Raw genomic sequence first — 23,142 nt, forward strand, 5'->3', positions numbered from 1 at the left:
AATGTTAACAATCTCGGAGATGGTTGAGGCCATCTCGAACCGTGCCGAAGGTCGCTATGAGGTCTCCTATCCGGACTCGGTGGAATTGCCATCGCCGTTGACTGAGATCGCGAGCGCAGGGATGCAGCTGAAACGGGTTAATCGGGAGGGTGCCGGCAGGCGGACAGTCTTGATCGCCGCCTTTCCCTACGACGTAGCCAAAATTCAGGGAGCGTTTCGGTGGGCGGCAGATGTCCGTGACATGCTCCCAGAGCCGCAAACTGCTGATCTCTACATGTTCATGCTCATTGAACGTATCGAGTCTGAGGACGCTGCTCGTCTCGAGACGGACGACCGTTTCTGCAGAAAGGTAGTCGTCAGAGAGGGCGAAGACGTCGGTTCCTTTCTCGACCGTAGCTTCCTTGCAACGCTTTCGATTCCTGGCAGCTCCGACAGCATTAGTGACCCATTGTCAGCTTCCCTCAGCGCCCTTGTCCTGGCGCATACGTGGGTCAAGCCGCATCGCGATGAATGGCGCGAACTCCTGCTGTCTGGCAAATCGGGCGGCGAGATCGCTGAAGCCCTTAAGGTTTCGGCGTTTGGCGAAGAGGACGAGGAATGAATCAGTTAAAGTCCATAACGCTCTCGAACATCCGCCGGTTTAGCGCCGAAACGAAGATTGAGCTCAGCCGAGGGGCCACGATATTGCTCGCCCCCAATGGCACCGGGAAAACTGCGATCTTTGAAGCAGTCGAGTTCGCATTGACGGGCAAGATCTCTCGCCTCGACGGAAACCTTGTCCCGATCATCCGAGACTCTCAATCCATGGCCCGAGTGAACCTTGATTTCGGTGATCTGCAAGCCAGTGCCCAAGTCAACAAAAGCGGAGACGTTGAGACAACGGGTGATCTGAGCCTTCTATTTCCCTCGAAAGATCCTGCTGACATCCCCTTTCTGCTCAGGCTCACCCACCTGCTTGATCAGCGCGAGGGTGAATGGCTAGTCAAGGCAGATCCAAAGGTCGCGGGCTCCCAGTTGGAACGGTTGCCGATTGGTAAGGACGGCAGTCAGGTAAGCTCTGCTCTCGGTAGCATCCGGCGAGCGCTCACAGAGCAGCTCAAGCAAGCGAGAGCGTCGCTGGATTCGCTGGAAGCCGAGTTTGCCGAATGGCAAAGCCTGAGCCTTGACCGAGACCAAGCGGCTGTTCAAACCCAAGGGGCGCTTCGCAGCAGGGAAAGCATTGCCGAGTCGATATCGGACATTGCCCAACAGGCGCAAAGCTTCGACCAATTGCCCTCCGGCCTGCTCGTACCGCCACTGGGCCAAGATGGGTTGGAGACGGTGCATGATGCGCTGGAGCAACTGGTTCAAAACAAGCTCGAGCGATTTCGTGAACAGATCAAGGAATTGACTGAGGTCGACGGGCTCATAGGCCGGTTTGCGTCTGAACAAGCTCGTTCAGAGCAGCTCAGTGCCGAGTTCATCTCCGCGACGCAGGAACTGAACCAAAAGAAAGAACATCGCTCGGCGGCCGCGGCAGCCCTTGAGCAGCTTCAACGAGATTTGGTCGCCGCAGAAACTGAACGCGACACGATTGCTCAGCAACTCAATCGATACGTGAATGAGACCAACGCCAAGGAGACGGTTGAACAACGCCAGCAAATGCTGAAGACAACCGACGACGCCCTCACCGTCGCTGACTCGCACGCCTCTACGGCCCGCAGAGTGCACGAAGGACACGAGCAGCTCGGTGTTCAACATGACCTGATCAATGGACAGCGCAAGACGCTGCTGCAAATAGATGCCGACCTCCTCACAGCTCAAGAACTCCTGGGTCGCTGGGAGCTGACCCTTCAGCACGTTGCAGAAGTTACCGGCACCATCAGCGGCGAGGAAGCACATGAAGAGCGCCTTAGCGAACAGCTTAGTGTTGCGCTATCAGCCAGAGCGACCGCTGAGGAAGAAGATCAGGCCGCCAAGAGTCATCATGAAAGTCTGACATCTGCGGCTGACTCAATACGCCAAGCAGTTGCAGCCATCGCGGCCCACTTGCCTCCCGACCGCGGTGATTGCCCGCTGTGTGGCGAAGAGCATGGCGCGGTCGGATTACATGAGCGTGTCGCCAAGGCACTAGCGGCTATCGACCCAAATGTCGTCGAAGCCGAACGACGTGTAAAAATGGCCGCTGATGTTCTGCGTGACTGTACAGAGGCAGTGACGAATGCTGAAGCCGAACTCAGAGCATGCAAGCACGGGCTTACTCAACTGGAGTCACAGCAGGAACACCTGACAGCGGATATCGTCGAGATCAGCTCGAACAATCTGCTCGGCGGCGATACGGTTTCCTTGGCGAAAGAGTCCATCCGACTTCGCGTTGATGCCAATGTCGCTTCGAAGCTGCAACTGGACGAGAAACAACGCAACCTCGCCCCGCGGGTAAGCTCAGAAGTCTTGGAGCAAACCAGGAACGAATACGACTCCGCTGTTCGTGCAGTTGACGCTGCGCGGCAGGCCCGCTCAGAAGCCAGTAGCAGGCTGGAGCAAGCGACTGCGGCATTGGCAGCGATCACCGCCGACGCCCCGCCAGCTCAATCCTTGGAAGATCTGTCCATCGCGCAGAACCAGAACGCCAATCAGCTCGTTGAGCTAGGTGCCAAGTTGATTGCCGAGCAGTCCGCCTTGGATCGTCAACAGGTTCAGCTGACAGATGCCACAACCGCCGCAGCTGGTTTGGAAACACAGCTGTCTGAAGCGCAAGCCCGACTGGCTACGATCAGAGCGTCCTGGCGTCAGCTCTCATTCGCCGGCGATCCCACTGCCGAGGTTGCGAGCAGCCATGAGGCTCAGTTGCAGTCCATCAGTACTGAGCTTACCAGGCACTCGGAGACGCTTCAGACCATCAAGGTCGAGATTGGCGCATGGAGCAGGATAGAGCAGGCCCGTCTCGCTCAGGGCCTTCTCGATCGAAGGCGCGGCGAGCGGACGGAAAATGAGTTCTCGACTCACCTCAACCAACAGGTCGAGTCGAAGCGAACGGGCATGCAGCGCCTATCGCAATTGTCTGCAGCAATGGAGTCACTTAACCAGTCCCTTTCCTCGGAAATCGCGAACGTCCAGAAAAACGTTCAGGCAGTGATGCCTCGGTGGCAAGCACTGTTAAAACGCGTGGTCAGGGAGCAAAGGTTCACCGGGACGAACCTGAGTTTCCGAAGCTCCTATCAGAAGGCACGTGCTGAAGTATCTGTGCCGCTCCACGGAGGGTTAGCCCCAGTACCCTCGATAGCCAGTGAGGCTCAACTGACGGATCTGCAACTGACGTTCCTGCTGTCAATGGCCTTGGAACATCAGTGGTCTCCGTGGCGCGGACTCCTCCTCGATGACCCCACACAGCATCACGACCTGGTGCATGCCGCGTCCGTCTTTGATGTGCTTCGCGACTACATCATCGATCATGGCTTCCAGGTGGTCATCGCCACCCACGATGCCCTTCAGGCCCGTTACTTCATGCGCAAACTGCAGAATGATGGGATCGAAGCACGCATATGGTCACTTGTTCCCACCCCTGAGGGCGTAACCGCAGTGGAAACCCCTTGGCCGGGCAGAAGCCAGATAACGGTTGGCGAGCAGACACCACCAGCCCTCGACGATGTGTGAACGGTAGATAGAATCTGATGATGCTGCATTTGCAATCAATCGATACAGCGATTCCAGTTACAGACCTCAGAATCATCACGTAGTCACGATGTTCGACCTAGGAAGATTATGACAAGTAAAAAAGATAAAAAATTTACCTATGAAATGATGGTAGAGGATCTAAAGGATAACGCAAAGAGAATATTGAAGGGTGGCTGGTTAGAAATTTCAGAGATAACCGAAACCCTGCTTCAGATAGCCGACTCACCCGAGATGAATGCGAGAATTTACTTGTCTTCAGCAGATCAATACACCATCAGAATTTACGAAGGCTTGCTGAAGGCTTGCTACGCCTATGCGAACAGTGATATCCGCGATTACTATCCAACCATAGCCCATCGGAGCAACTTTACAGAAGAATTATTCATTAGAACCGTTTGCTCCTGCGTCACGGAATTTATTTTCTGGCATGAATATTCACATATTGCAAGGGGGCATTTAAATTTTTTAAGCTCCCGAAAAAAACTTTGGGCAGCAGATAGCTCTTCCACCTTGGAGCTGATAGACCGAAGGCTTGTAGAGCTGGATGCAGATATCTATGCAGCGTCCTTTCTGCTCGCTCGTACGTACTCGGTGTATCTAAGTTCCAATGGCGCCTATCCACTTCAAGACCTGATGCAAGCGTATTCAACTGGTATACGCGTGCTATTTGAGGTACTTCACCGAAATAACGATTTTGAAGATGACACCCATGAGTTATCTGACCACCCACACTCACTGGCTAGAGCTTATGCAGCAATAGCCTTCGGCTTGACTGGTCCTGTAGGTGACAAGATTGGAGCGGACGGTGCCGCTTGTCAGTCCATAGCAATTGCAGAGCTGCTTAGTTATGAAATGTCGACTCGCACAACCCCCGTAGACACGGCTATCTTACAAAGCTATATGGATAAAGAAGCCGTATTATGGGGCGCGAGGGCCCATGAAATAAACGATTACTTTCAACTGACGGTTCGTACTGTACCGGTGTTCACAAAAATTCGTGGACGGGCTAGAAAAATGATGATGTTTGTTCGGCAGTATTTGAATGTCTAAACCAATATCGGAACTGGTATTCAACCTACCCAGCGTTAAGCTTGGGGCTAAATACTCAAGGTAAGTTTTTGCGGATCCTTGGTTTGTGGTTTGTCGCGGCTCCGCTATGCATCCGAATCATTTGCTGCTCCAACGTTTCGGCCCGCGCCTTCTGCGCTGCAGCAGTTTGCAGCGTCAGGTTAAGCTCCTCCTGGACTGACTCCAGCTTTAGCTGCAACTCGTTATTCTTCCGCGCGGCAGCTTTTAGTTGAAGTGCCGTGGCTTTGCCCTCCTATCGCGCCCGATCAACCTCTCGGTGCGCCCGGTCCTCAACCCCTCGCATGTAGGCGTCCTGCGTAATTCGCTCTTGGTCTGCCCTGAGTCGTAGTGCTTGGAGTCTTGCAGCAGTGCCTGATTTTGCTGCTGGGTCTCATGATCTGGATAACGGTACACTGAAAGCCATCGGAACATATTGCGTTTTGTCAGAAATTCGCCGTTCTTGATTGCTCATACACCCCGTGTTACCGGGGGCAAAACTTGGGGGCATAATTAGCTTTATAAAACCTGAACAACCGTCCTAAAGCCTAGTCAAAATGCTTTCCGGCAACCCAGAGAGTCTCTAGGCGGCCCCCCGAATGAAGACGGGAGTTCACCGAAAGCAGTAAATTCAGCGGCAGCCCCGCCACTTCCTTAAAGATGGAGCGTTATCTCGGCCCCAGGGCCCCGCAGACAATCTGCACGGTTAATTCGAAATTATCCGTAGTGAGCCCATCGATTGGCGAATGCCCCTTCAGTCGCTCATGAGGCTCACAGACCGTCCGATAAAGCCTCCACGCATCGACATCTGGAAACCGCGCCAATGCAGCAAGTACCAACTTATGCCGCAGTGGATCAAGCTGCCAATCAGGAATGCGCTGACCGCGATTCCCCAGGCTCAGGGATAGAAGGCGCCGAGCCTTGATATCGCGGTTGATCTGATCGCGGGATTTGCCTGCCAGTTTGGCGAAGACAAGCAGCGGCAAATTATTCGAAGCTTCATAGGTGGCGAGCATCTCGGCGCGCTGACGTTGTATGTCAGATACTTGGGGTTCGTGCAGCTGTTCAGTCTGCGTTGGAGCAGGTAGGACAGGTGAATACTGAGCCGCGCTAAGGACCGGTTCGTTGCTGACGGATGTTTTGGAGGCTGGGACCGTCGTCGCTGGGAAGCCACTGCCGTACAGAACGGCGTTTGTGTTCGCGTTTTCCAACGAAGGTAACGAAGCTGCACCCTCTAAACGAATGGTAAGCGGAGAACTTGCCGCTTTCAGCTGGCCCTGCCCCCACAGATCCAGACGGTTCGCCCAATCCTGCATCATAGTCCGGCGCTGCTCCACGTATTCCGCGTGATTGTAGGCCGCACTCACCTTGTCCGGGTCGGCATGAGAAAGCTGGGCATCCACCCACACCTTCGGGTATCCGATCTCGTTCAGCGCCGTCGAGATCGTCGCCCTCATGCCATGACCGGTGAGTTGATCGGCATACCCCATCCGACGTAACGCGCCATTCAGCGTATTCTCACTGATACGCTTACTCAGGTCGCTTCGATGCGCAAACAAGTACCGTTGTGCCGGGACAACCTGGTCTAGCAAGTGACGCACGATCTCGAGCGCTTGCACCGACAGCGGCACGATATAAGGCGGTACATTTTGGGTCTGCTTACTTGGCTTTCGCATGGCTAGCTGGAGTTGTTTCACCACTTCCGCCGGTATGACCCACAAGCGCTTCTCCAGATCGAACTGGTCGGGTGTCGCCAACCGCAATTCGCCCGTGCGGACACCGGTCAGCAACAACAACCGAAGGCCAAGCCGAGTTTGGTTGGCGCCACCGTAGTTTCGAAGAGCAGCCATCAATGCCGGAAGCTCATCCATGCGGAGAAACGGATTGTGCGTCACGGGAGGTTTGGGAAGTGCGACCACATCGAGGTCTGAAGCCGGATTGTGTTCCAGCCCCTCGATCTTCACCAGCGCATAGCGGAACAATTGGTTGAACCAGGTCCGACATTTCTCGGCTGTAGTTAAGGCCTTGCGCTGTTCGATCCTGCTCAACAAATCCAGCAGATCGTGACGATTGATATCGTAGATAGACCGCCCGCCCAGGCTGGGCAGGACGTCTTTATTGAAGATTCTCAAGATCTGCGAGAGCGTGCTCTGGCGTCCTTCCTTCAGGCTCAGCCTGCGGAAGTCTACCCACTGATTGAACACGGCCTCGAAGGTGTGCTCCGCCGCAAAACGAACAGCACGACGCTGTTGCTTACGGTACTCATAAGGATTGATGCCTTGGGCGACCAAGGCGCGCGCGCCATCACGTCGAGCACGGGCTTCTTTGAGGCTGATTTGCGGATAACTACCGAGAGACATGCGCTTCTGCACGCCCGCCCAGTAGTACCTGAAACGCCAGATTTTTCCGCCGCGAGCCGTCACGTTGAGCGCAAGCCCATCCGTGTCGCCCATCGTGTAGTCATTGCCGGTGATTCGGGCTTGCCGAACGGTCGTATCCGAGAGTGCCATAGCGAGCTCCTGAACAGAGTCAGGGCCAGATGCTCGTCTCGCTATCCAAACTGCTCCAGCAAAAAACCGATTCAGTGCACATCCAAATCCAAGATCCTCATTCGGGACTTAAATCGGGACTTAAAAGCACTGGATGGAGCTGGATTTCAGTGGTTCCCGCTGGAACGAAAAAAGGGCCTAAAGGCCCTAATTTCAATCACTTACAGAATTCAGTGGAACTCTGTAGCGCAATATTTGGAGCGGGAAACGAGACTCGAACTCGCGACCCCGACCTTGGCAAGGTCGTGCTCTACCAACTGAGCTATTCCCGCGTCTTGGTGTGGCGCATTCTATAGATTCAGATTACGCCGTCAACCCTTTGATTCAAAAAAGTTTATTTGGGGTCTACGTCGGTCCGCAGATGCGGCCACGCGGCGCGCAGGTATTGGACCATCGACCACAGTGTGAGCCCCGCCGAAACCAGCAACAGCGCGTAGCCCAACAGCACCCAGAAACTGAAGTCCGACGGGTTGGCCAGCAGGATCACCAGCGCCAGCATCTGCGCGGCGGTTTTCCATTTGCCCAGGTTCGACACGGCCACTTGGGCGCGGGCGCCCAGTTCGGCCATCCATTCGCGCAGTGCCGAGACGACGATTTCGCGACCGATGATCACCGCCGCCGGCAAGGTCAGCCAGAGGTTGCCGTGTTCCTGCACCAACAGCACCAGGGCCACGGCGACCATCAGCTTGTCGGCCACCGGATCGAGGAAAGCACCGAAAGGCGTGCTCTGCTCCAGGCGTCGCGCCAGGTAGCCGTCAAGCCAGTCCGTTGCGGCGGCGAAGGCGAAGACCGAGGCCGAGGCCGCGTAGCTCCAGTGATACGGCAGATAGAACAGCAATATGAAGATCGGGATCAGCAGGACACGGAGAACGGTAATCAGATTTGGGATATTCATCGGCACAACTGGCTGCGAGGTTGACGGGCATTCTACTCGCTGTGCAGGTTTGCATAAATCGACTCAGCGAGCTTTTTACTGATACCGGGTGCTTTGGCTATCTCTTCGATGCTTGCACGAGACAGCTCCTGCAATCCACCAAAATGTTTCAACAGGTCGCGACGCCGTGTCGGGCCGACCCCCGCCACGCCTTCCAGCGTCGAGGTACGGCGGGTCTTGCCACGGCGGGCGCGGTGACCGGTAATGGCGAAACGGTGGGCTTCGTCACGGATCTGCTGGATCAGGTGCAGGGCCGGTGAATCGCCTTTCAAGGTGAATTCATGGGCCGCATCGTTCAGGTACAAGGTCTCGAAACCGGCCTTGCGCGTCGCGCCCTTGGCAACACCCAGCAGGATCAGGTCGGGAACCATCAATTCATTGAGCACGTCGCGGGCCATGGATAACTGGCCCTTGCCACCGTCCACCAACAGGATGTCCGGCAGCTTGCCCTCCCCGTCCTTCAACTTGCCGAAGCGCCGCATCAATGCCTGATGCATCGCCGCATAGTCATCGCCCGGCGTTACGCCTTCGATGTTGTAGCGACGGTAATCGGATTTGATCGGGCCTTCCGGGCCGAACACCACGCAGGACGCCACGGTCGCTTCGCCGCTGGAATGGCTGATGTCATAGCACTCCAGCCGCTGCGGCGGCTCTTCCAGGTTGAGGACCTCGGCCAGGGCATCGAAGCGCGCGGCAACGTGCTGGCGGTTAGCCAGGCGCGCGCCCAGGGCCTGTTCGGCGTTGGTCACGGCCAGTTGCTGCCAGCGCGCGCGCGTGCCGCGAACGCGGTGGCTGATAGTCAGTTCCCGACCGCGCAGGGTCTGGATGGCTTCGGTCAAGGCCGCGAAGTCTTCATGGACCACGTTGACGATCAATTCGGCAGGCAAGTCGCGTTCCGGGCTGCTGACGTAGTACTGCCCCAGAAAAGCGGCCATGACCTCAGCCACGTCTTCCTCGATACCCACCTGGGGGAAGAAATTCTTGCTGCCGAGCACCCGGCCACCGCGCACACTGATCAAGTGAACGCACGCGCCACCCGGGTTGGTGAACGCGGCGATCACGTCGACGTCGCCACTGCCGCCTTCCATGCTTTGCTGGTCCTGTACCCGGCGCAGCAGTCCGATCTGGTCGCGCAGCTCAGCGGCCCGTTCGAATTCGAGGTTGATCGCCGCCTCTTCCATCGCCGCCGAAAGCTCATCGGTCAACGCGTTGCTGCGCCCCTCCAGGAACATCACCGAGTGACGCACGTCGTCGGCGTAGACCTGGGGCTCGACCAGCCCGACGCAGGGCGCCTTGCAGCGCTTGATCTGGTACTGCAGGCACGGTCGGGTGCGGTTCTTGTAGTAGCTGTCTTCACACTGGCGAACGAAAAACGTCTTCTGCAAAAGGCTCAGGCTTTCACGAATCGCCCCGGCGCTGGGGTAAGGCCCGAAGTAGCGGCCTTTGGCCTTCTTCGCCCCACGATGAATGCTCAGGCGCGGAAACGCCCCGTCGGACAGGAACACGTACGGGTAGGATTTATCGTCGCGCAGCAGGATGTTATACGGCGGCCGCCATTCCTTGATCAGCGTCTGTTCAAGCAGCAGCGCTTCGGTTTCATTGGCGGTGATGGTGGTTTCGACTTGCGCGATACGCCCCACCAAGGCGGCGGTCTTCGGCGCCAGGCCGGTTTTGCGAAAGTAACTCGCCAGGCGTTTCTTGAGGTTCTTGGCCTTGCCGACGTAGAGCAGGCGCGCCTCGCTGTCGAACATGCGATACACGCCTGGGCGGCCGCTGCAGGTGGACAGGAAAGCACTTGGATCAAACAGTTCGGTCATTGTCAGGCGCTGGCATCGACCATGCCGTGGCGCACCGCAAGCAGCGTCAACTCGACATCACTGCTGATCGAAAGCTTCTCGAAGATCCGGTAACGGTAGGTGTTGACGGTCTTGGGCGACAGGCACAGCTTGTCGGAGATGATCTGCACCTTCTGGCAACCGACAATCATCAGAGCTATCTGGATTTCCCGCTCGGACAGCGCATCGAAGGGCGAATCGTTGGTCGGCTGGAATGACTTGATCGCCAACTGCTGGGCGATCTGCGGGCTGATGTAGCGTTGCCCGGCAAAAACCAGACGAATGGCCTGGACCATCTCGTTCAACCCGGCGCCCTTGGTGAGGTACCCCGCCGCGCCCGCCTGCAACAAACGGGTGGGGAACGGGTCTTCCTCGCAGACGGTCACCGCGACCACCTTGATGTCCGGGTGGCTGCGCAACAGCTTGCGCGTGGCCTCAAGACCGCCGATGCCGGGCATCTTGACGTCCATCAGCACCACGTCGGGCTTGAGTTCACGCGCCTTGATCAGGGACTCTTCCCCGGATTCAGCCTGGCCAACCACCTGCAGACCGTCGATATCAGCCAGCATTCGTGTAATGCCCGTACGGACGAGATCATGGTCATCGACCACTAACACCCTAATCAAGCAGACACCTCACGATTTGGTCTTATTTGGGTTGATCCACACCTTAGCAAAAAGCATCCGGCAGACCTAGCGCAAAGGGGCATATAAAAATTACAACAAGTCTTATAGACAGACGAGCCGAAGCGTCAAGCGCCGACTTCTCGCTCCATCCTCAGGAAACACTCATCCTCGCCGACGACCCGCAGCCCCATGCGTTCGTACAACGCCCTGGCCGGATTGTCCTTGAACACCGTCAGGCGCAGCGCCGGACGTCGCTCCTGGCCCACCAGGTCCCAGGCCTGCTTGATCGCCCAGGCCCCGGCGCCCTGGCCGCGAAAGGCCTCGCCAATCTGTAACTCACGAATATACAAGGCCCGCGCATCCCGGCTGAGGCTGACAAACCCCACGTCCTGGCCGTCGCGCTGGATGATCCAGTTCTGGCGGATAATCCAGGCCAGGTCGAAGGCGTTGTCCTGCCAGAGCAGATCATGTTTCAGGTAATAGCCAAGCATGTTGATGCAGGTCAGCCGCCGGGCAAAGCCGATGTCCCCGGCCGTCGCCGCGCGCCATTGGAAACTCATGAGCACCTCGTCAAAACCCTGCCACCGGCAAGCCCGTCAAACCCGAAGTTTGTCATAAACCCCACCGGACTCAAGCCAGGAGGGACGATTGCATCGCGCCCATAGCATTTTCTGATTGAACCGGCGCACCGCCCTCTAGTAAGCTCGGGACCATTGAAACGGAGACCGACCATGTTCAACGCCCCTTCACCCCTTCAGGCCACCCGCGCATCGCGCTCGGTTGCGGCTGCATGGGCGAATGGCGTCCAGGCTCCGGCCTGCTTTTATTTTGGGTATTGGTTTAGCCACTGGCGCGCCTGATACCCCACCGGCGCCCACTTCAAACGGGTCGCCTTCCAGAGTTTTCCAAACCCCCGGTCGGCCTCCCGACCGGGGGTTTTGTTTTTTCAGCTCCACACACTCGCATCACCAGACACCTTGAGGATTGAGCCATGAACTACGCCACTTATTACCGTTACGACTTTTGCGCCTGGCGATTTACCAACCTCCGCTCGGGACAGCCTGCCGCCTCCGATCGGTCACCTACCGGTGGCATGCAAACACTCAAGGCCAGTACGGCCAACTGTCGAACACCCCAGTAGGGCCGGCGCGGGAAAAGAACCCGCTGCCCGCCCAGGAAGCCAGATCATGAATTTGTCCGTTTCCGCTTTGCCGCTGTCCACGCTCAACCCTGCCAATGAAGCCCTGACCCTGCGTCTGCCCAGCTCGTTGCAGCTCAAGCACCAGTTGCCGCTCACCCATGCGCTGAGCCAACAAGTCGACGCCCACCGCCGCGCCGTCCGCGCCATCCTCGACGGCCATGACCGCCGCTTGCTGGTCATCGTCGGCCCCTGCTCCCTCCACGACCCGAAATCAGCCGTCGAATACGCCGCCAACCTGGCACGCGTGACCCATGAGGTAAGCGACAGCATGCTGCTGGTGATGCGCGCCTACGTGGAAAAGCCCCGCACTACCGTGGGTTGGAAAGGCCTGGCCTACGATCCCGGCCTGGATGGCAGCGACGACATGGCCGCCGGCCTGACCCTTTCCCGGGAGCTGATGCGTGAAATGCTGCAACTTGGCCTGCCGGTCGCCACCGAACTGTTGCAGCCCATGGCCGCCAGCTACTTCGACGACCTGCTCAGTTGGGTCGCCATCGGCGCACGCACCACCGAGTCGCAGATCCACCGTGAGATGGCCAGCGGCCTGGGCATGCCGGTCGGCTTCAAGAACGGCACGGACGGCGGCGTTGGGATCGCCTGCGATGCCATGCGCTCCGCAGCCCATGCCCATCGGCATTTCGGCGTCGACAGCCAGGGCCATCCGGCAATCATCCAGACTCAGGGCAACCCCGACACCCACTTGGTACTGCGCGGCGGCCATCGCGGCCCCAACTACGACCGCGACAGCGTCGCGCAGATACACGGCGACCTGACCCGCTTGAAGATTCCCGCCCGGATCATGGTCGATTGCAGCCATGCCAACAGCGGCAAGGACCCGTTGCGCCAGCCGCAGGTGTTCAACGATGTGCTGGAACAACGGCTGCAAGGAAACCGCGCGCTCATCGGCATGATGCTGGAGAGCCATCTGTTCGAAGGTTGCCAACCGCTAGGCCCGGCGATGCGCTACGGCGTCTCGGTCACCGATGGCTGCCTGGGCTGGGACGCCACCGAGCGACTGCTGCGCGAGGCTCATCGCAAACTGCAATCAGCCGTCTGAAATCCCGCGAACGCTTTCTACAGCAGTGGTGAGGGAGCAAGCTCCCTCACCACGACAAGCGTCTTCGACAAGCCCCCTAGATTTCTCGGCCAGGACAATCCTCGGCGCCTATACCGGGGAACCAACCTGGACCGTCAGGTCCCCCGAACGCTGGCTGACGTCATCCAGCCGTTCGATCTGATAGAACACCTGCACCGATCGACCCCGCTGGTCCTGCCAGAACGCCGCCGGAACGACGAAGGTCACCGGTTGGCCCGCCGTGGCTTCGGTGATTTCCCGCTCTTCGACATGCGCGTAATGCCCATTGCATTGCAGCCACACCAACTCACCCGCTTCGAGCCCGGCACCATAGATAGCGACGGTGACGCCATCCGGGTAATCGTCGATGTCCAACCGCCCATCCTGCAACGCCTGGATCCGCGGCAATGCCAGCGCCGGGCGCACCAACGGACCGATGTGCAGTGACAACGACTCGGCGCGACGCACCGAATGGCCGCGCCTCACCACATAGGCCAACGCCAGGTCATGACCGACATGGGTCGCGAATTGCGAAGGATCCAGCCAGAACGAGACTTCCCGGCCAACGGCGTGGGCCTCAATCTCCAGCATGTCCCGCCAGAGTGGCTGGTCGTCCCGGCTGGCGATCAGGATCAACCGGTCGCCGACGGCCATTCGGGAATAGGGCCGAATACTCACGCGGGTGCCTTCCGGCACGCGGCCGGGGTCCAGGGCGCCTCCCACGGCATCGCTGGCGACGGCCGCCAATAGCTGCGGTGAGGCGTCGCCGATTTCCAGTTGCAGCGGCTCCGAGACCCAGGCGGCCGGCAACTGCCGCCCCGTCACCTGGTAGAAGATTTCCAGCGAACCGCCGTCCAGTTCGGCAATGTGCGGCTCGCGCACGACGAACACGAGGCCGCAGCCAACATGCCGTTCGGTCACGAACCCTCGCACTTCATGCCGATAGGGCTCGGCGTCGCCATTGAGGCCGTGCCAGCACAGCAGCACCTCGTCCCCGCACGCCATCAGTGGATAGGCCTTCAGGGTGATGACAACCTTGCGCCAGGCCGGGTTGATCACCCCGCCCTTGGCCGCGGCCACGCAAGGCGCCGGAAGTTTCGCGGACGAGCCCGGCAGGGCTCGCTGGGAAGATCGGTAGGTGGTGGTCATGCAGTTGCTCCAGTCCTTGGAAAGCGGCAGCGTTGCCGGATAACGCAGCCCGATACCGCCATTAGAACCCGATCGGCGCCAACCCTCAGTCAGACAAAAACGACGGCTCGCGTCGTCTCCTACGCCCAAGGCTGTAGCTGCAAACACCGCAGCCTATCGGAAGCATCCGGACACCTTCGGCTCCACTGACTCCGGGCTCGACTCTTCCTGCTTTTTTTAATCCGCTTTCCTTAACTTACTGCGGGTTCTTCCTACACCACCCAACAAACGCCTGGATTAGAGTGAGGACGCAAATTCAACGTGAACCTCTTCGAAAAAGGTACGAACATGCAACGGAATGCAACCACCCAATTTCCCATCCTGCTGGTCCATGGGTTGTTCGGGTTTGACAGGATCGGCGGCTTCGAACTTTTCCACGGCATCAAGCAGGCGTTGCGGATTGCCGGCGCCCGGGTGTTCATCCCCTGCTTGTCGGCCACCCATTCCAACGAGGCACGCGGCGAACAATTGCTGGCCCAGATGGACCGGATCCTCAACGGGACCGGCGCGGCCAAGGTCAACCTGATCGGCCACTGCCAAGGCGCGCTCGCCGCACGCTATGCCGCTGCGCTGCAACCGGAACGGGTGGCGTCGGTGACCTCGGTCAGCGGCCCTAACCAAGGCTCCGAACTGGCCGACTTCCTGCGCAAGGCGCTCACGCCGGGGCGACTGCCGGGGCACGTGGCGAGCCACATTGCCACGCTGTTTGCCGACTTCCTTTCGTTGCTGGGCGGCCAGGCGCAACTGCCTTCGGCGGCCATTGCCAGCCTGGGCGCGTTGACCACCGAGGGCGTCGGCGCTTTCAACGACAAATACCCTCAGGGCCTGCCCAGCCATTGGGGCGACAACGGCCCGGAAAAGGTCAATGGCGTGCGCTACTACTCGTGGAGCGGCACGCTGCCCGCCGGCCAGCACGAAGAACGCGACGCGACGTCGCCCCTGCATGCCTTCTGCCGGGCCTTTTCCGAGTATTTCATCACCGAGGCCGGGCAGAACGACGGCATGGTCGGGCGCTTCAGCTCGCACCTGGGCAAGGTCATCAGATCCGACTATCCCATGGATCACCTGGACGTCATCCACCAGGCGGGCAGGCCACGCGGCGGCGCCGACCCGATCGCGCTCTACCTGCGGCACGCCGAACGCCTGCGCAAAGCCGGCCTTTGATCGTCAGGTCCAAGGTTTTGACGCAATTTTGACAACAACCACTCGACGAATCCGGTAGGCTCAACACCTTTGAAAACAGCGAAGGAGATTTTCCCATGGCCAAAGCCACTGCCCGCCACATCCTGGTTTCCAGCGAAGAGAAGTGCAACGAACTGAAAGCCCAGATCGAAGGTGGCGCTGATTTCGCCGAAGTCGCCAAGGCCAACTCCTCGTGCCCGTCCAGCCGCCAGGGCGGCGACCTGGGCTCGTTCGGTCCGGGCCAGATGGTCAAGGAATTCGACACCGTGGTATTCAGTGCCCCGCTCAATGTGGTCCAGGGTCCGGTCAAGACCCAGTTCGGCTACCACCTGCTGGAAGTCACCAGCCGCCAGGACTGATGAAGACTGTGGCGCGGGGGCATGCTTGCGCTTGAGAGGCTGACAGCGCACTCCAACACGAGCATGCCCCCCTCGCCACGATTGCCCAATGGCCACAACTCCCTCGCCACAGGGCTGGCGATCAGCGCGCCGCTCGCGTACAAATCGTGCTTATCGATCACCCGGCTTTAAGGCTGACAATGCGACTGGCGTTTCCTTCATTGCTGTTGACCGCCGTGGCCCTGCTGACAGGCGCCGCCGGTGTGGCTGCCGCACCGCAACACGCGCTGACCGTCTATGGCGAACCGGCCAAATATTCCGAAGGCTTCGGCCACTTTGCCTACGCCAACCCCCAGGCGCCCAAGGGCGGCACCTTGCGCCGCTCGGCCGTCGAGATCGGCCAGTTCGACCATGTCCTGCCCTACATCGACAAAGGCATCGGCGTCAGCCAGATCGACGGCTTGCTGTATTCGCCGCTGGCCCAGCGCTCGCTGGATGAACCCTACACCGTCTATGGCCTGGTGACCGAGAAAATGGAGCGTTCGGACGACGGCCTGTTCCTGCGGTTCTACCTGAACCCCAAGGCCCGCTTCGCCGATGGCAAGCCGATCACCGCCCAGGACGTGCGCTACAGTTTCGAGCTGCTGATGAGCCAGGGCAGCCTGCGCTATCGCACCCAGTTCGCCGCCGTCAAAGACGTGGTCATCGAAGACGAGCGCACCGTGCGCTTCGACTTCAAGAACAATGAAAGCCGCACCCTGCCCCTGGATATCGCCACCTTGCCGGTCTTGCCCGAACATTGGTGGAAGAGCCGCGACTTCGCCAGCGGAGGCGGCTACGAAGCACCGCTGGGCAGTGGCCCGTATCGTGTGGGCAAGGTCGATTCCGGCCGCAGCATCACGTTCGAACGCAACGCCGACTGGTGGGGCAAGGACCTGCCGGTCAGCCGCGGACTGTACAATTTCGACCATTTCAGCATCGAGTATTTCGGCGACACCGATGTCGCCCGGCAAGTGCTGCGCGGCGGCGCCTACGACTACAACCGCGAATTTTCCGCCACCGGTTTTTCCATCGGCTATGACAGCCCGGCCCTGCGCGACGGTCGCCTGCAAAAGGCCCACCTTGCCACCGAGGCGCCGCAGACGGCCCAGGGTTTTGTCTTCAACCTGCAACGCCCGCAGTTCCAGGACCGCCGGGTTCGCCAGGCCCTGGCGATGCTCTGGGATTTCGAATGGAGCAACCGCCAGATGATGCGCAACGTCTATGTGCGTCAGCAAAGTTTCTTCTCCAACACCGACCTGGCCGCCCGGCAACTGCCTGATGCCGCCGAACGGGCGATCCTCGAACCCTTGCGCGGGCAAGTCCCCGACGAAGTCTTCGACCAGGTGTTCGAGGCACCGAAGACCGATGGCAGCGGCGTGATCCGCGACAAACAGCTGCAAGCCCTGGCCCTGCTGGAACAGGCCGGCTGGAAGCCCGAAGGTGATCGCCTGGTGAATGCCGAGGGCGAACCGCTGAGCTTCACCTTCCTGAACACCCAGAACGGCATGGACCGCCTGCTGCTGCCGTACAAGCGCAACCTGGCGCAGATCGGCATCGACATGAGCATCCGCCGCATCGACCCATCCCAGTACGTCAATCGCCTGATGAGCCGCGACTACGACATGATCGTCACCGGCTACCCGGTCAGTACGTCGCCGGGCATTGAACTCTACAACTACTTTGGTTCGGCGGCGGCCAACGATCCGGGCGCCAACAATTACATGGTCTTGAAGAACCCGGCGGTGGACAGCCTGATCGACGGACTGGTCAAGGCCACCACCCAGGGCGACATGCTGCGCCATGCGCACGCCCTCGACCGGGTGCTGCAGTGGAACTACTACTGGATCCCCAACTACTACCCGCCGGGCAGCTCGACCGTGTGGTGGAACCGCTTCGGCATTCCGAAGGTGCAGGCCAGCAATGACGAAGCCATCGAAAGCTGGTGGGAGATCAGCACCACGCCGCTGACCAACGAGCAGATGACCGCCGAGCGCATCAAGCGTGGCGCACCTGGAGGACGGCATTGATGTGGGCTTACATCGCACGTCGGCTGCTGCTGATCATTCCGACCCTGGTGATCATCCTGCTGGTGAACTTCGTCATCATCCAGGCCGCGCCCGGCGGGCCGGTGGAGCAAGCCATCGCCCACCTGCAAGGCATCGGCGGCGCCAGCGTCGGCAGCTCGGGCAACGCCATGACCGGCAGCTCCCGCGCCAGCCGGGGCCTGGACCCGCAACTGATCAAGGACATTGAAAAACAGTACGGCTTCGACAAGCCGGCCCATGAACGCCTGTGGCTGATGCTCAGCAGTTATGCCCGACTGGATTTCGGCAAGAGTTTTTTCCGCGGCGCCACGGTCACCGACCTGATCCTGGAGAAAATGCCGGTGACCATTTCCCTTGGGCTCTGGGCAACGCTGATCACCTACCTGGTGTCGATCCCCCTGGGCATTCGCAAGGCGGTCCGCCACGGCTCTGCCTTCGATGTGTGGAGCAGCACGGCGATCATCATCGGCTATGCCATGCCGGCGTTTCTCTTCGCGATGTTCCTGATCGTGATGTTCGCCGGCGGCACATCGCTGAACTGGTTTCCGGTGCGCGGGCTGGTGTCGGATAACTTCGAGTCGCTGTCGACACTGGGCAAGGTCGCCGACTACTTCTGGCACCTGGTGCTGCCGGTGAGCTCGCTGGTGATCGGCGGCTTCGCCACGCTGACGATCCTGACCAAGAACTCGTTCCTCAATGAAATCACTCGCCAGTACGTGGTCACCGCCCGTGCCAAGGGCATGAGCGAACGCCGGGTGCTGTACGGGCATGTGTTCCGCAATGCCATGCTCCTGGTGGTCTCGGGGATTCCCCAGGCGTTCATCAGCGTGTTCTTTGCCGGGTCGTTGCTGATCGAGGTGATCTTTTCCCTCGATGGCCTGGGACGCATGAGCTACGAAGCGGCGGTGTCCCGGGATTATCCGGTGGTGTTCGGCTCGCTGTTCATCTTCACGCTGTTCGGCCTGCTGATCAAACTGATCGGCGACCTCTGCTACACCCTGGTGGACCCGCGCATCGACTTCGCCGCGAGGAACGCCTGATGTTCAGACTTTCGCCCTTGGGCCGCCGGCGCTTCGAGCGCTTCAAGAAAAACCGTCGGGGCTGGTGGTCGCTGTGGCTGTTCATTGGCCTGTTCACCCTCACCCTGGGCGGCGAGCTGATCGCCAACGACAAGCCGCTGGTGGTGAGCTACCAGGGTTCGCTGTACTTCCCGGTGTTCAAGCGCTACACCGAGCAGGCGTTCGGCGGGCAACTGCCGTTCCAGGCCGACTACCGCAGCAGCTACGTGCAGAACCTGATCCACAAGGACGGCGGCTGGCTGCTGTTCCCGCCGATCCCGTTCAGCGACGACACCCCCAACTACGACCTCACCCAACCGGCGCCGAGCCCACCCACCTCGGTGAACTGGCTGGGCACCGATGATCAGTCCCGGGACGTGTTGGCCCGGGTGATCTTCGGCGCCCGGGTGTCGATCCTGTTCGCCCTGGCATTGACCGCCATCAGCGCGCTGATCGGCATCGCTGCCGGTGCGCTGCAGGGCTACTACGGCGGCTGGGTCGACCTGCTGGGGCAACGCCTATTGGAAGTCTGGTCCGGGCTGCCGGTGCTTTACCTGTTGATCATCCTGTCCGGTTTCGTCGAGCCGAATTTCTGGTGGTTGCTGGGGATCATGGCGCTGTTTTCCTGGCTGGCCCTGGTAGACGTGGTGCGGGCCGAGTTCCTGCGCGGGCGCAATCTCGAATACGTGAAAGCCGCCCGGGCCCTGGGCCTGTCCGATCGCAAGGTGATCGTGCGGCACATCCTGCCCAACGCGATGAATGCCACCCTGAGCTACCTGCCCTTCATTCTCACCGGCGCGATTTCCACCCTCACCGCCCTGGATTTCCTCGGCTTCGGCATGCCAGCCGGCAGCGCTTCGCTGGGCGAGCTGATTGGCCAGGGCAAGCAAAACCTGCAAGCACCGTGGCTGGGGCTGACGGCGTTCTTCACCCTGGCGCTGATCCTTTCGCTGCTGGTGTTCATTGGGGAGGCCCTGCGCGATGCGTTCGATCCACGATCCTGATCCGGGAATGAGCGACAACCTGATCGAAATCCGCGACCTGAGCGTGGCCTTCAACGACCACACCGTGGTGCGCAGCCTGTGCCTGGACATCCGCCCCGGCGAGTGCCTGGCGCTGGTGGGCGAATCAGGCTCCGGCAAGTCGGTGACGGCCCATTCGATCCTGCAACTGTTGCCCGACACCGGCACCCGCACCACCGGCAGCATTCGCTATCGCGGCCAGGAACTGGTGGGCGCCGACGCCAAGACCTTGCGCGAGTTGCGCGGCAACCGGATCGCAATGATCTTCCAGGAACCGATGACGTCCCTGAACCCGTTGCACAGTGTCGAAAAACAGATCGGTGAAACCCTGATGCTGCACCGTGGGCTAGGCGGCAAGGCGGCGCGCGCGCGCATCCTGGAACTGCTCGCCCTGGTGGGTATCCAGAACCCCACCGAACGGCTCAAGGCCTATCCGCATCAACTGTCGGGCGGTCAGCGACAACGGGTGATGATTGCCATGGCCCTGGCCTGCGAGCCGGAACTGTTGATCGCCGACGAGCCGACCACCGCCCTGGACGTGACCGTGCAGCGCAAGATCCTGTTGCTGCTCAAGTCCCTCCAGCAGCGGCTCGGTATGTCGCTGCTGTTGATCAGCCACGACTTGAACCTGGTGCGCAGCATCGCCCAACGGGTGTGCGTGATGAAGGCCGGCGAGATCGTCGAGCAAGCGCCGTGCGAAACCCTGTTCAGCGCACCGAAACACCCCTACAGCTGCGAGCTGCTGCACGCCGAACCGGAAGGCGAGGCGCTGCCCCGGGATGATCGCGAGGACGTGCTCCAGGTCCAGAACCTGCGCGTGAGTTTCGCCCTTGGCGGCGGGCTGTTCCAGCGCAAGCAATACCTGCGCGCCGTGGACGGCATCAGCCTGAATATCCAGCGCGGCAAGACCCTGGGCATCGTTGGTGAGTCCGGCTCCGGCAAGTCCACGCTCGGCCAGGCGATCCTGCGGTTGATCGAGTCCGAGGGCAGCATCCGTTTCCAGGGGAAAGCCCTCGATCATCTATCACAGAAGGCCCTGCGCCCCTGGCGCAAGCAGATGCAGGTGGTGTTCCAGGACCCATTCGGCAGCCTCAGCCCACGGATGTCGGTGCAGCAGATCATCAGCGAAGGCCTTGAGGTCCATAGCCCCTCCAGCGCCGAGGAGTGCGAGGCACGGGTGATCCAGGCTCTCAAGGAAGTCGGCCTGGACCCGCAGAGCCGGCATCGCTACCCCCATGAGTTTTCCGGTGGCCAGCGCCAGCGCATCGCCATTGCCCGGGCGCTGGTGCTCAAGCCGGCACTGATGCTGTTGGACGAACCGACCTCGGCCCTGGACCGGACCGTGCAAAAGCAAGTGGTCGCCCTGCTCCGCCAGCTCCAGGAAAAGCACGGGTTGACCTACCTGTTCATCAGCCATGACCTGGCGGTGGTGCGCGCCCTGGCCCACGACGTGATCGTCATCAAGGATGGCAAGGTGGTCGAATGCGGCGCCAGCCATGACGTCTTCGACGCGCCCCGCCATGCCTACACCAAGGAGCTTTTGGCGGCGGCGCATCCCGGCTAAGCCCGCCGTTCAGGCGCCCCGTCGCTGGTCCAGGGTGCTGGCGAAATCGCCCATCACCGTCACGACCTGCTGCGCGCCCCGGTGAATATCCTGGATGACCGCCCCCGCCTCGTTCGCCAATGTGACCCCCTGCTCTGCCTTGAGGGTACTCGACTGCATGCTGGTGACCGCTTGCCTGGCGAGCTCGCGGTTCTTGCCGACCACCTCAGTGATGGCGACGGTGGCCTGGCTCGTACGCCGTGCCAGGTTGCGCACCTCATCGGCCACGACTGCAAAGCCACGCCCCTGCTCCCCCGCGCGGGCTGCTTCGATGGCGGCATTGAGGGCCAACAGATTGGTCTGTTCGGCAATGCCCCGGATGGCATCGACGATGGTGCCGATTTCCTCGGACTGCGCGCTCAGGGCCCCGATGCCCGTGGCCACTGCCTGGAGTTCATCGGCGATGCTCTGCACGACGGTCACGGTTTCCTGCACAACGGCGGTGCCGAGCCGGGTGTGTTCATCGGTCTGCCGCGACGTCTCGAAGGCCAACTGCGCCGCCCTCGATTCGCGCTGGCGCTGTTCGATCTCAGCGGTGCAATCGGTGGCGAACTTGACCACCCCATACAAATGACCCTGGGCATCATAGAGCGGGTTGTAGGTGGCCTGCAGCCAGAGGGTCGCCCCGCGCTTGTCGACCCGCTCGAAAAGCCCTCCCATGTATTCGCCCCGGTTCAGTGCGGCCCAGAAGCTGCGATAGGCTTCGCTTTGCGCCTCGCTGGGTTTGCAGAACAAACGATGGTGCTGGCCGCGCACCTCTTCCAGGCCATAGCCCACCACCTTCAGGAAATTCGTATTGGCATTGACCACCTGCCCGTTCAGGTCAAACTCGATGACCGCCATCGAGCGGTCGATCGCCTGCGTGAAGCTGGACTCGGCCTGGGAGCGAAGCACCTCATCGTTGACGTCGCGAACGATGCTGATGATGCGCTGCACACCCGTCCCCGCCTCTCGTACCGGGACATAGTCCGCCTCCACCCATGTCCAGCGTCCATCACGGGTCAATTGCAGAAACCGGTCGCTGGCACTTTCACCTCGCACCAAGCGCTGCCACAGCGTTGCGTACTGCGGGCTGCGGGCGTAGGCCGGCGGGCAAAAGGTCTGGTGGTGCTTGCCCAAGATCTCGTCGAGCGAGTACCCGGTCATTTGCAGGAACAGGGGACTGGCGCCCAGTACCTCACCGGTCGGCGCGAGCTCGAGCACGGCCATGCAGGCATGCAGCGCCAGGTGCTGCGCTTGAAGATAAGCCTCCCTGGCCTGGATTTCATGCAAGACCTGCTGATGCTTGCGGGTACGAATGAACATGGGCGCCACTCTGGAACGTTGGATGCGTGGGTCGAGCGACCTGAAGGCTCAGGTGCCTTTTGGTTGGAGAGATGCCATTAAGCCATGACTGCAACAATAATTGTACAAGTTTTTATTTATGTACAACTTAAAGCCCTTCTTGAGGCGCCTTCAATCACCAAGCCCCTTTCATTTCCAGCCCATGCGCCAACGCTTGTCATCGCGCAACTCGCGCCAGTCCAGCCGCTCGGCACGGCCACTGTAGACCGCTTGCAATTCGACCTGCAGCGGCACGCCGACCTCGTCACAGATCAGTTGGGTGACCAGGAAATGCTTTTCCTTATTAACCGGCGCACGCCGTCCATTTCGAAAGCGCGAGTTTACGAGGATTGAACGGATTCATAGAGGGCCCCAAAAAATGTACAAATCAAAAATAACTGT

At 60.0% G+C, this 23,142-nt stretch carries 17 protein-coding genes, 1 tRNA gene and 1 pseudogene; 10 read left to right on the forward strand and 9 right to left on the reverse strand.

Annotation, left to right across the window (positions count from 1 at the left end; translation table 11 throughout):
- Position 1 precedes the first annotated feature (1 nt).
- The 3 genes from V5F23_RS17305 (at position 2) to V5F23_RS17315 (ending at position 4,704) form a co-directional block, all read left to right on the forward strand.
- Positions 2 to 601 (forward strand): ABC-three component system middle component 1, encoded by a 600-nt coding sequence (locus tag V5F23_RS17305; protein WP_338495837.1) that lies wholly within the window; start codon positions 2 to 4, stop codon positions 599 to 601.
- Positions 598 to 3,633, forward strand: a complete 3,036-nt coding sequence (locus tag V5F23_RS17310) for an AAA family ATPase (protein ID WP_338495839.1) — start codon at positions 598 to 600, stop codon at positions 3,631 to 3,633. Before V5F23_RS17305 ends, V5F23_RS17310 begins: the two co-directional genes overlap by 4 nt.
- 108 nt (positions 3,634 to 3,741) lie before the next feature.
- Positions 3,742 to 4,704, forward strand: a complete 963-nt coding sequence (locus tag V5F23_RS17315; protein WP_338495841.1) for a hypothetical protein — start codon at positions 3,742 to 3,744, stop codon at positions 4,702 to 4,704.
- A 683-nt stretch (positions 4,705 to 5,387) separates the two neighbouring features.
- Here the strand turns inward: V5F23_RS17315 and V5F23_RS17320 are convergent.
- The 6 genes from V5F23_RS17320 to V5F23_RS17345 all read right to left on the reverse strand — a co-directional run bounded on the left by V5F23_RS17320 (position 5,388) and on the right by V5F23_RS17345 (position 11,223).
- A complete protein-coding gene (locus V5F23_RS17320) occupies positions 5,388 to 7,229 on the reverse strand; it encodes an integrase arm-type DNA-binding domain-containing protein (RefSeq protein WP_338495843.1) in 1,842 nt (613 codons plus the stop codon).
- A gap of 235 nt (positions 7,230 to 7,464) precedes the next feature.
- Positions 7,465 to 7,540 (reverse strand) — tRNA-Gly (locus V5F23_RS17325).
- A gap of 62 nt (positions 7,541 to 7,602) precedes the next feature.
- A complete protein-coding gene (pgsA, locus tag V5F23_RS17330) occupies positions 7,603 to 8,163 on the reverse strand; it encodes a CDP-diacylglycerol--glycerol-3-phosphate 3-phosphatidyltransferase (RefSeq protein ID WP_042727903.1) in 561 nt (186 codons plus the stop codon).
- Between the two features lie 32 nt (positions 8,164 to 8,195).
- Positions 8,196 to 10,019 carry an excinuclease ABC subunit UvrC gene (gene uvrC / locus V5F23_RS17335; RefSeq protein ID WP_123579857.1) on the reverse strand — a complete coding sequence of 608 codons (1,824 nt, stop codon included), beginning with the start codon at positions 10,017 to 10,019 and terminating at the stop codon, positions 8,196 to 8,198.
- Positions 10,020 to 10,021: 2 nt separating this feature from the next.
- Complete coding sequence (gene uvrY / locus V5F23_RS17340; RefSeq protein WP_003200277.1) at positions 10,022 to 10,663, reverse strand: UvrY/SirA/GacA family response regulator transcription factor; 642 nt, start codon at positions 10,661 to 10,663, stop codon at positions 10,022 to 10,024.
- Positions 10,664 to 10,788: 125 nt separating this feature from the next.
- A complete protein-coding gene (locus tag V5F23_RS17345) occupies positions 10,789 to 11,223 on the reverse strand; it encodes a GNAT family N-acetyltransferase (protein ID WP_338495846.1) in 435 nt (144 codons plus the stop codon).
- Positions 11,224 to 11,850: 627 nt separating this feature from the next.
- On the opposite strand from V5F23_RS17345, the gene V5F23_RS17350 reads away from it, so the two are divergent.
- Positions 11,851 to 12,921, forward strand: coding sequence for a 3-deoxy-7-phosphoheptulonate synthase (locus tag V5F23_RS17350; RefSeq protein WP_338495848.1), 1,071 nt, complete (start codon positions 11,851 to 11,853; stop codon positions 12,919 to 12,921).
- Between the two features lie 108 nt (positions 12,922 to 13,029).
- Here the strand turns inward: V5F23_RS17350 and V5F23_RS17355 are convergent, their stop codons facing one another.
- On the reverse strand, positions 13,030 to 14,088 hold the full coding sequence (locus tag V5F23_RS17355; protein WP_338495849.1) for a hypothetical protein: 1,059 nt from the start codon (positions 14,086 to 14,088) through the stop codon (positions 13,030 to 13,032).
- A gap of 327 nt (positions 14,089 to 14,415) precedes the next feature.
- On the opposite strand from V5F23_RS17355, the gene V5F23_RS17360 reads away from it, so the two are divergent.
- The 6 genes from V5F23_RS17360 to V5F23_RS17385 all read left to right on the forward strand — a co-directional run bounded on the left by V5F23_RS17360 (position 14,416) and on the right by V5F23_RS17385 (position 21,378).
- Positions 14,416 to 15,291 carry a triacylglycerol lipase gene (locus V5F23_RS17360; protein ID WP_338473638.1) on the forward strand — a complete coding sequence of 292 codons (876 nt, stop codon included), beginning with the start codon at positions 14,416 to 14,418 and terminating at the stop codon, positions 15,289 to 15,291.
- Between the two features lie 95 nt (positions 15,292 to 15,386).
- Positions 15,387 to 15,668 (forward strand): peptidylprolyl isomerase, encoded by a 282-nt coding sequence (locus V5F23_RS17365; protein ID WP_042731335.1) that lies wholly within the window; start codon positions 15,387 to 15,389, stop codon positions 15,666 to 15,668.
- A 179-nt stretch (positions 15,669 to 15,847) separates the two neighbouring features.
- The gene (locus tag V5F23_RS17370) at positions 15,848 to 17,716 is read left to right on the forward strand and encodes an extracellular solute-binding protein (protein WP_338495851.1); all 1,869 of its coding nucleotides are present in this window, start codon (positions 15,848 to 15,850) and stop codon (positions 17,714 to 17,716) included.
- The gene (locus tag V5F23_RS17375) at positions 17,716 to 18,774 is read left to right on the forward strand and encodes a microcin C ABC transporter permease YejB (RefSeq protein WP_042731337.1); all 1,059 of its coding nucleotides are present in this window, start codon (positions 17,716 to 17,718) and stop codon (positions 18,772 to 18,774) included. Before V5F23_RS17370 ends, V5F23_RS17375 begins: the two co-directional genes overlap by 1 nt.
- Positions 18,774 to 19,796 (forward strand): ABC transporter permease, encoded by a 1,023-nt coding sequence (locus tag V5F23_RS17380; protein WP_042731338.1) that lies wholly within the window; start codon positions 18,774 to 18,776, stop codon positions 19,794 to 19,796. The genes V5F23_RS17375 and V5F23_RS17380 overlap by 1 nt, the downstream gene beginning before the upstream one ends.
- A gap of 7 nt (positions 19,797 to 19,803) precedes the next feature.
- Positions 19,804 to 21,378, forward strand: coding sequence for an ABC transporter ATP-binding protein (locus V5F23_RS17385; RefSeq protein ID WP_338498954.1), 1,575 nt, complete (start codon positions 19,804 to 19,806; stop codon positions 21,376 to 21,378).
- Positions 21,379 to 21,387: 9 nt separating this feature from the next.
- Here the strand turns inward: V5F23_RS17385 and V5F23_RS17390 are convergent, their stop codons facing one another.
- Positions 21,388 to 22,722: a methyl-accepting chemotaxis protein gene (locus tag V5F23_RS17390; protein ID WP_042732358.1), complete on the reverse strand. Its 1,335-nt coding sequence runs from the start codon at positions 22,720 to 22,722 to the stop codon at positions 21,388 to 21,390.
- 168 nt (positions 22,723 to 22,890) lie between these two features.
- Positions 22,891 to 23,104 (reverse strand): annotated as a pseudogene (locus V5F23_RS17395) (TIGR02450 family Trp-rich protein).
- Positions 23,105 to 23,142: the final 38 nt, after the last annotated feature.

Origin of the sequence: Pseudomonas sp. WP18 (assembly GCF_036689585.1) — a bacterium.
Taxonomy (GTDB): Bacteria; Pseudomonadota; Gammaproteobacteria; order Pseudomonadales; family Pseudomonadaceae; genus Aquipseudomonas; species Aquipseudomonas chlororaphis_E.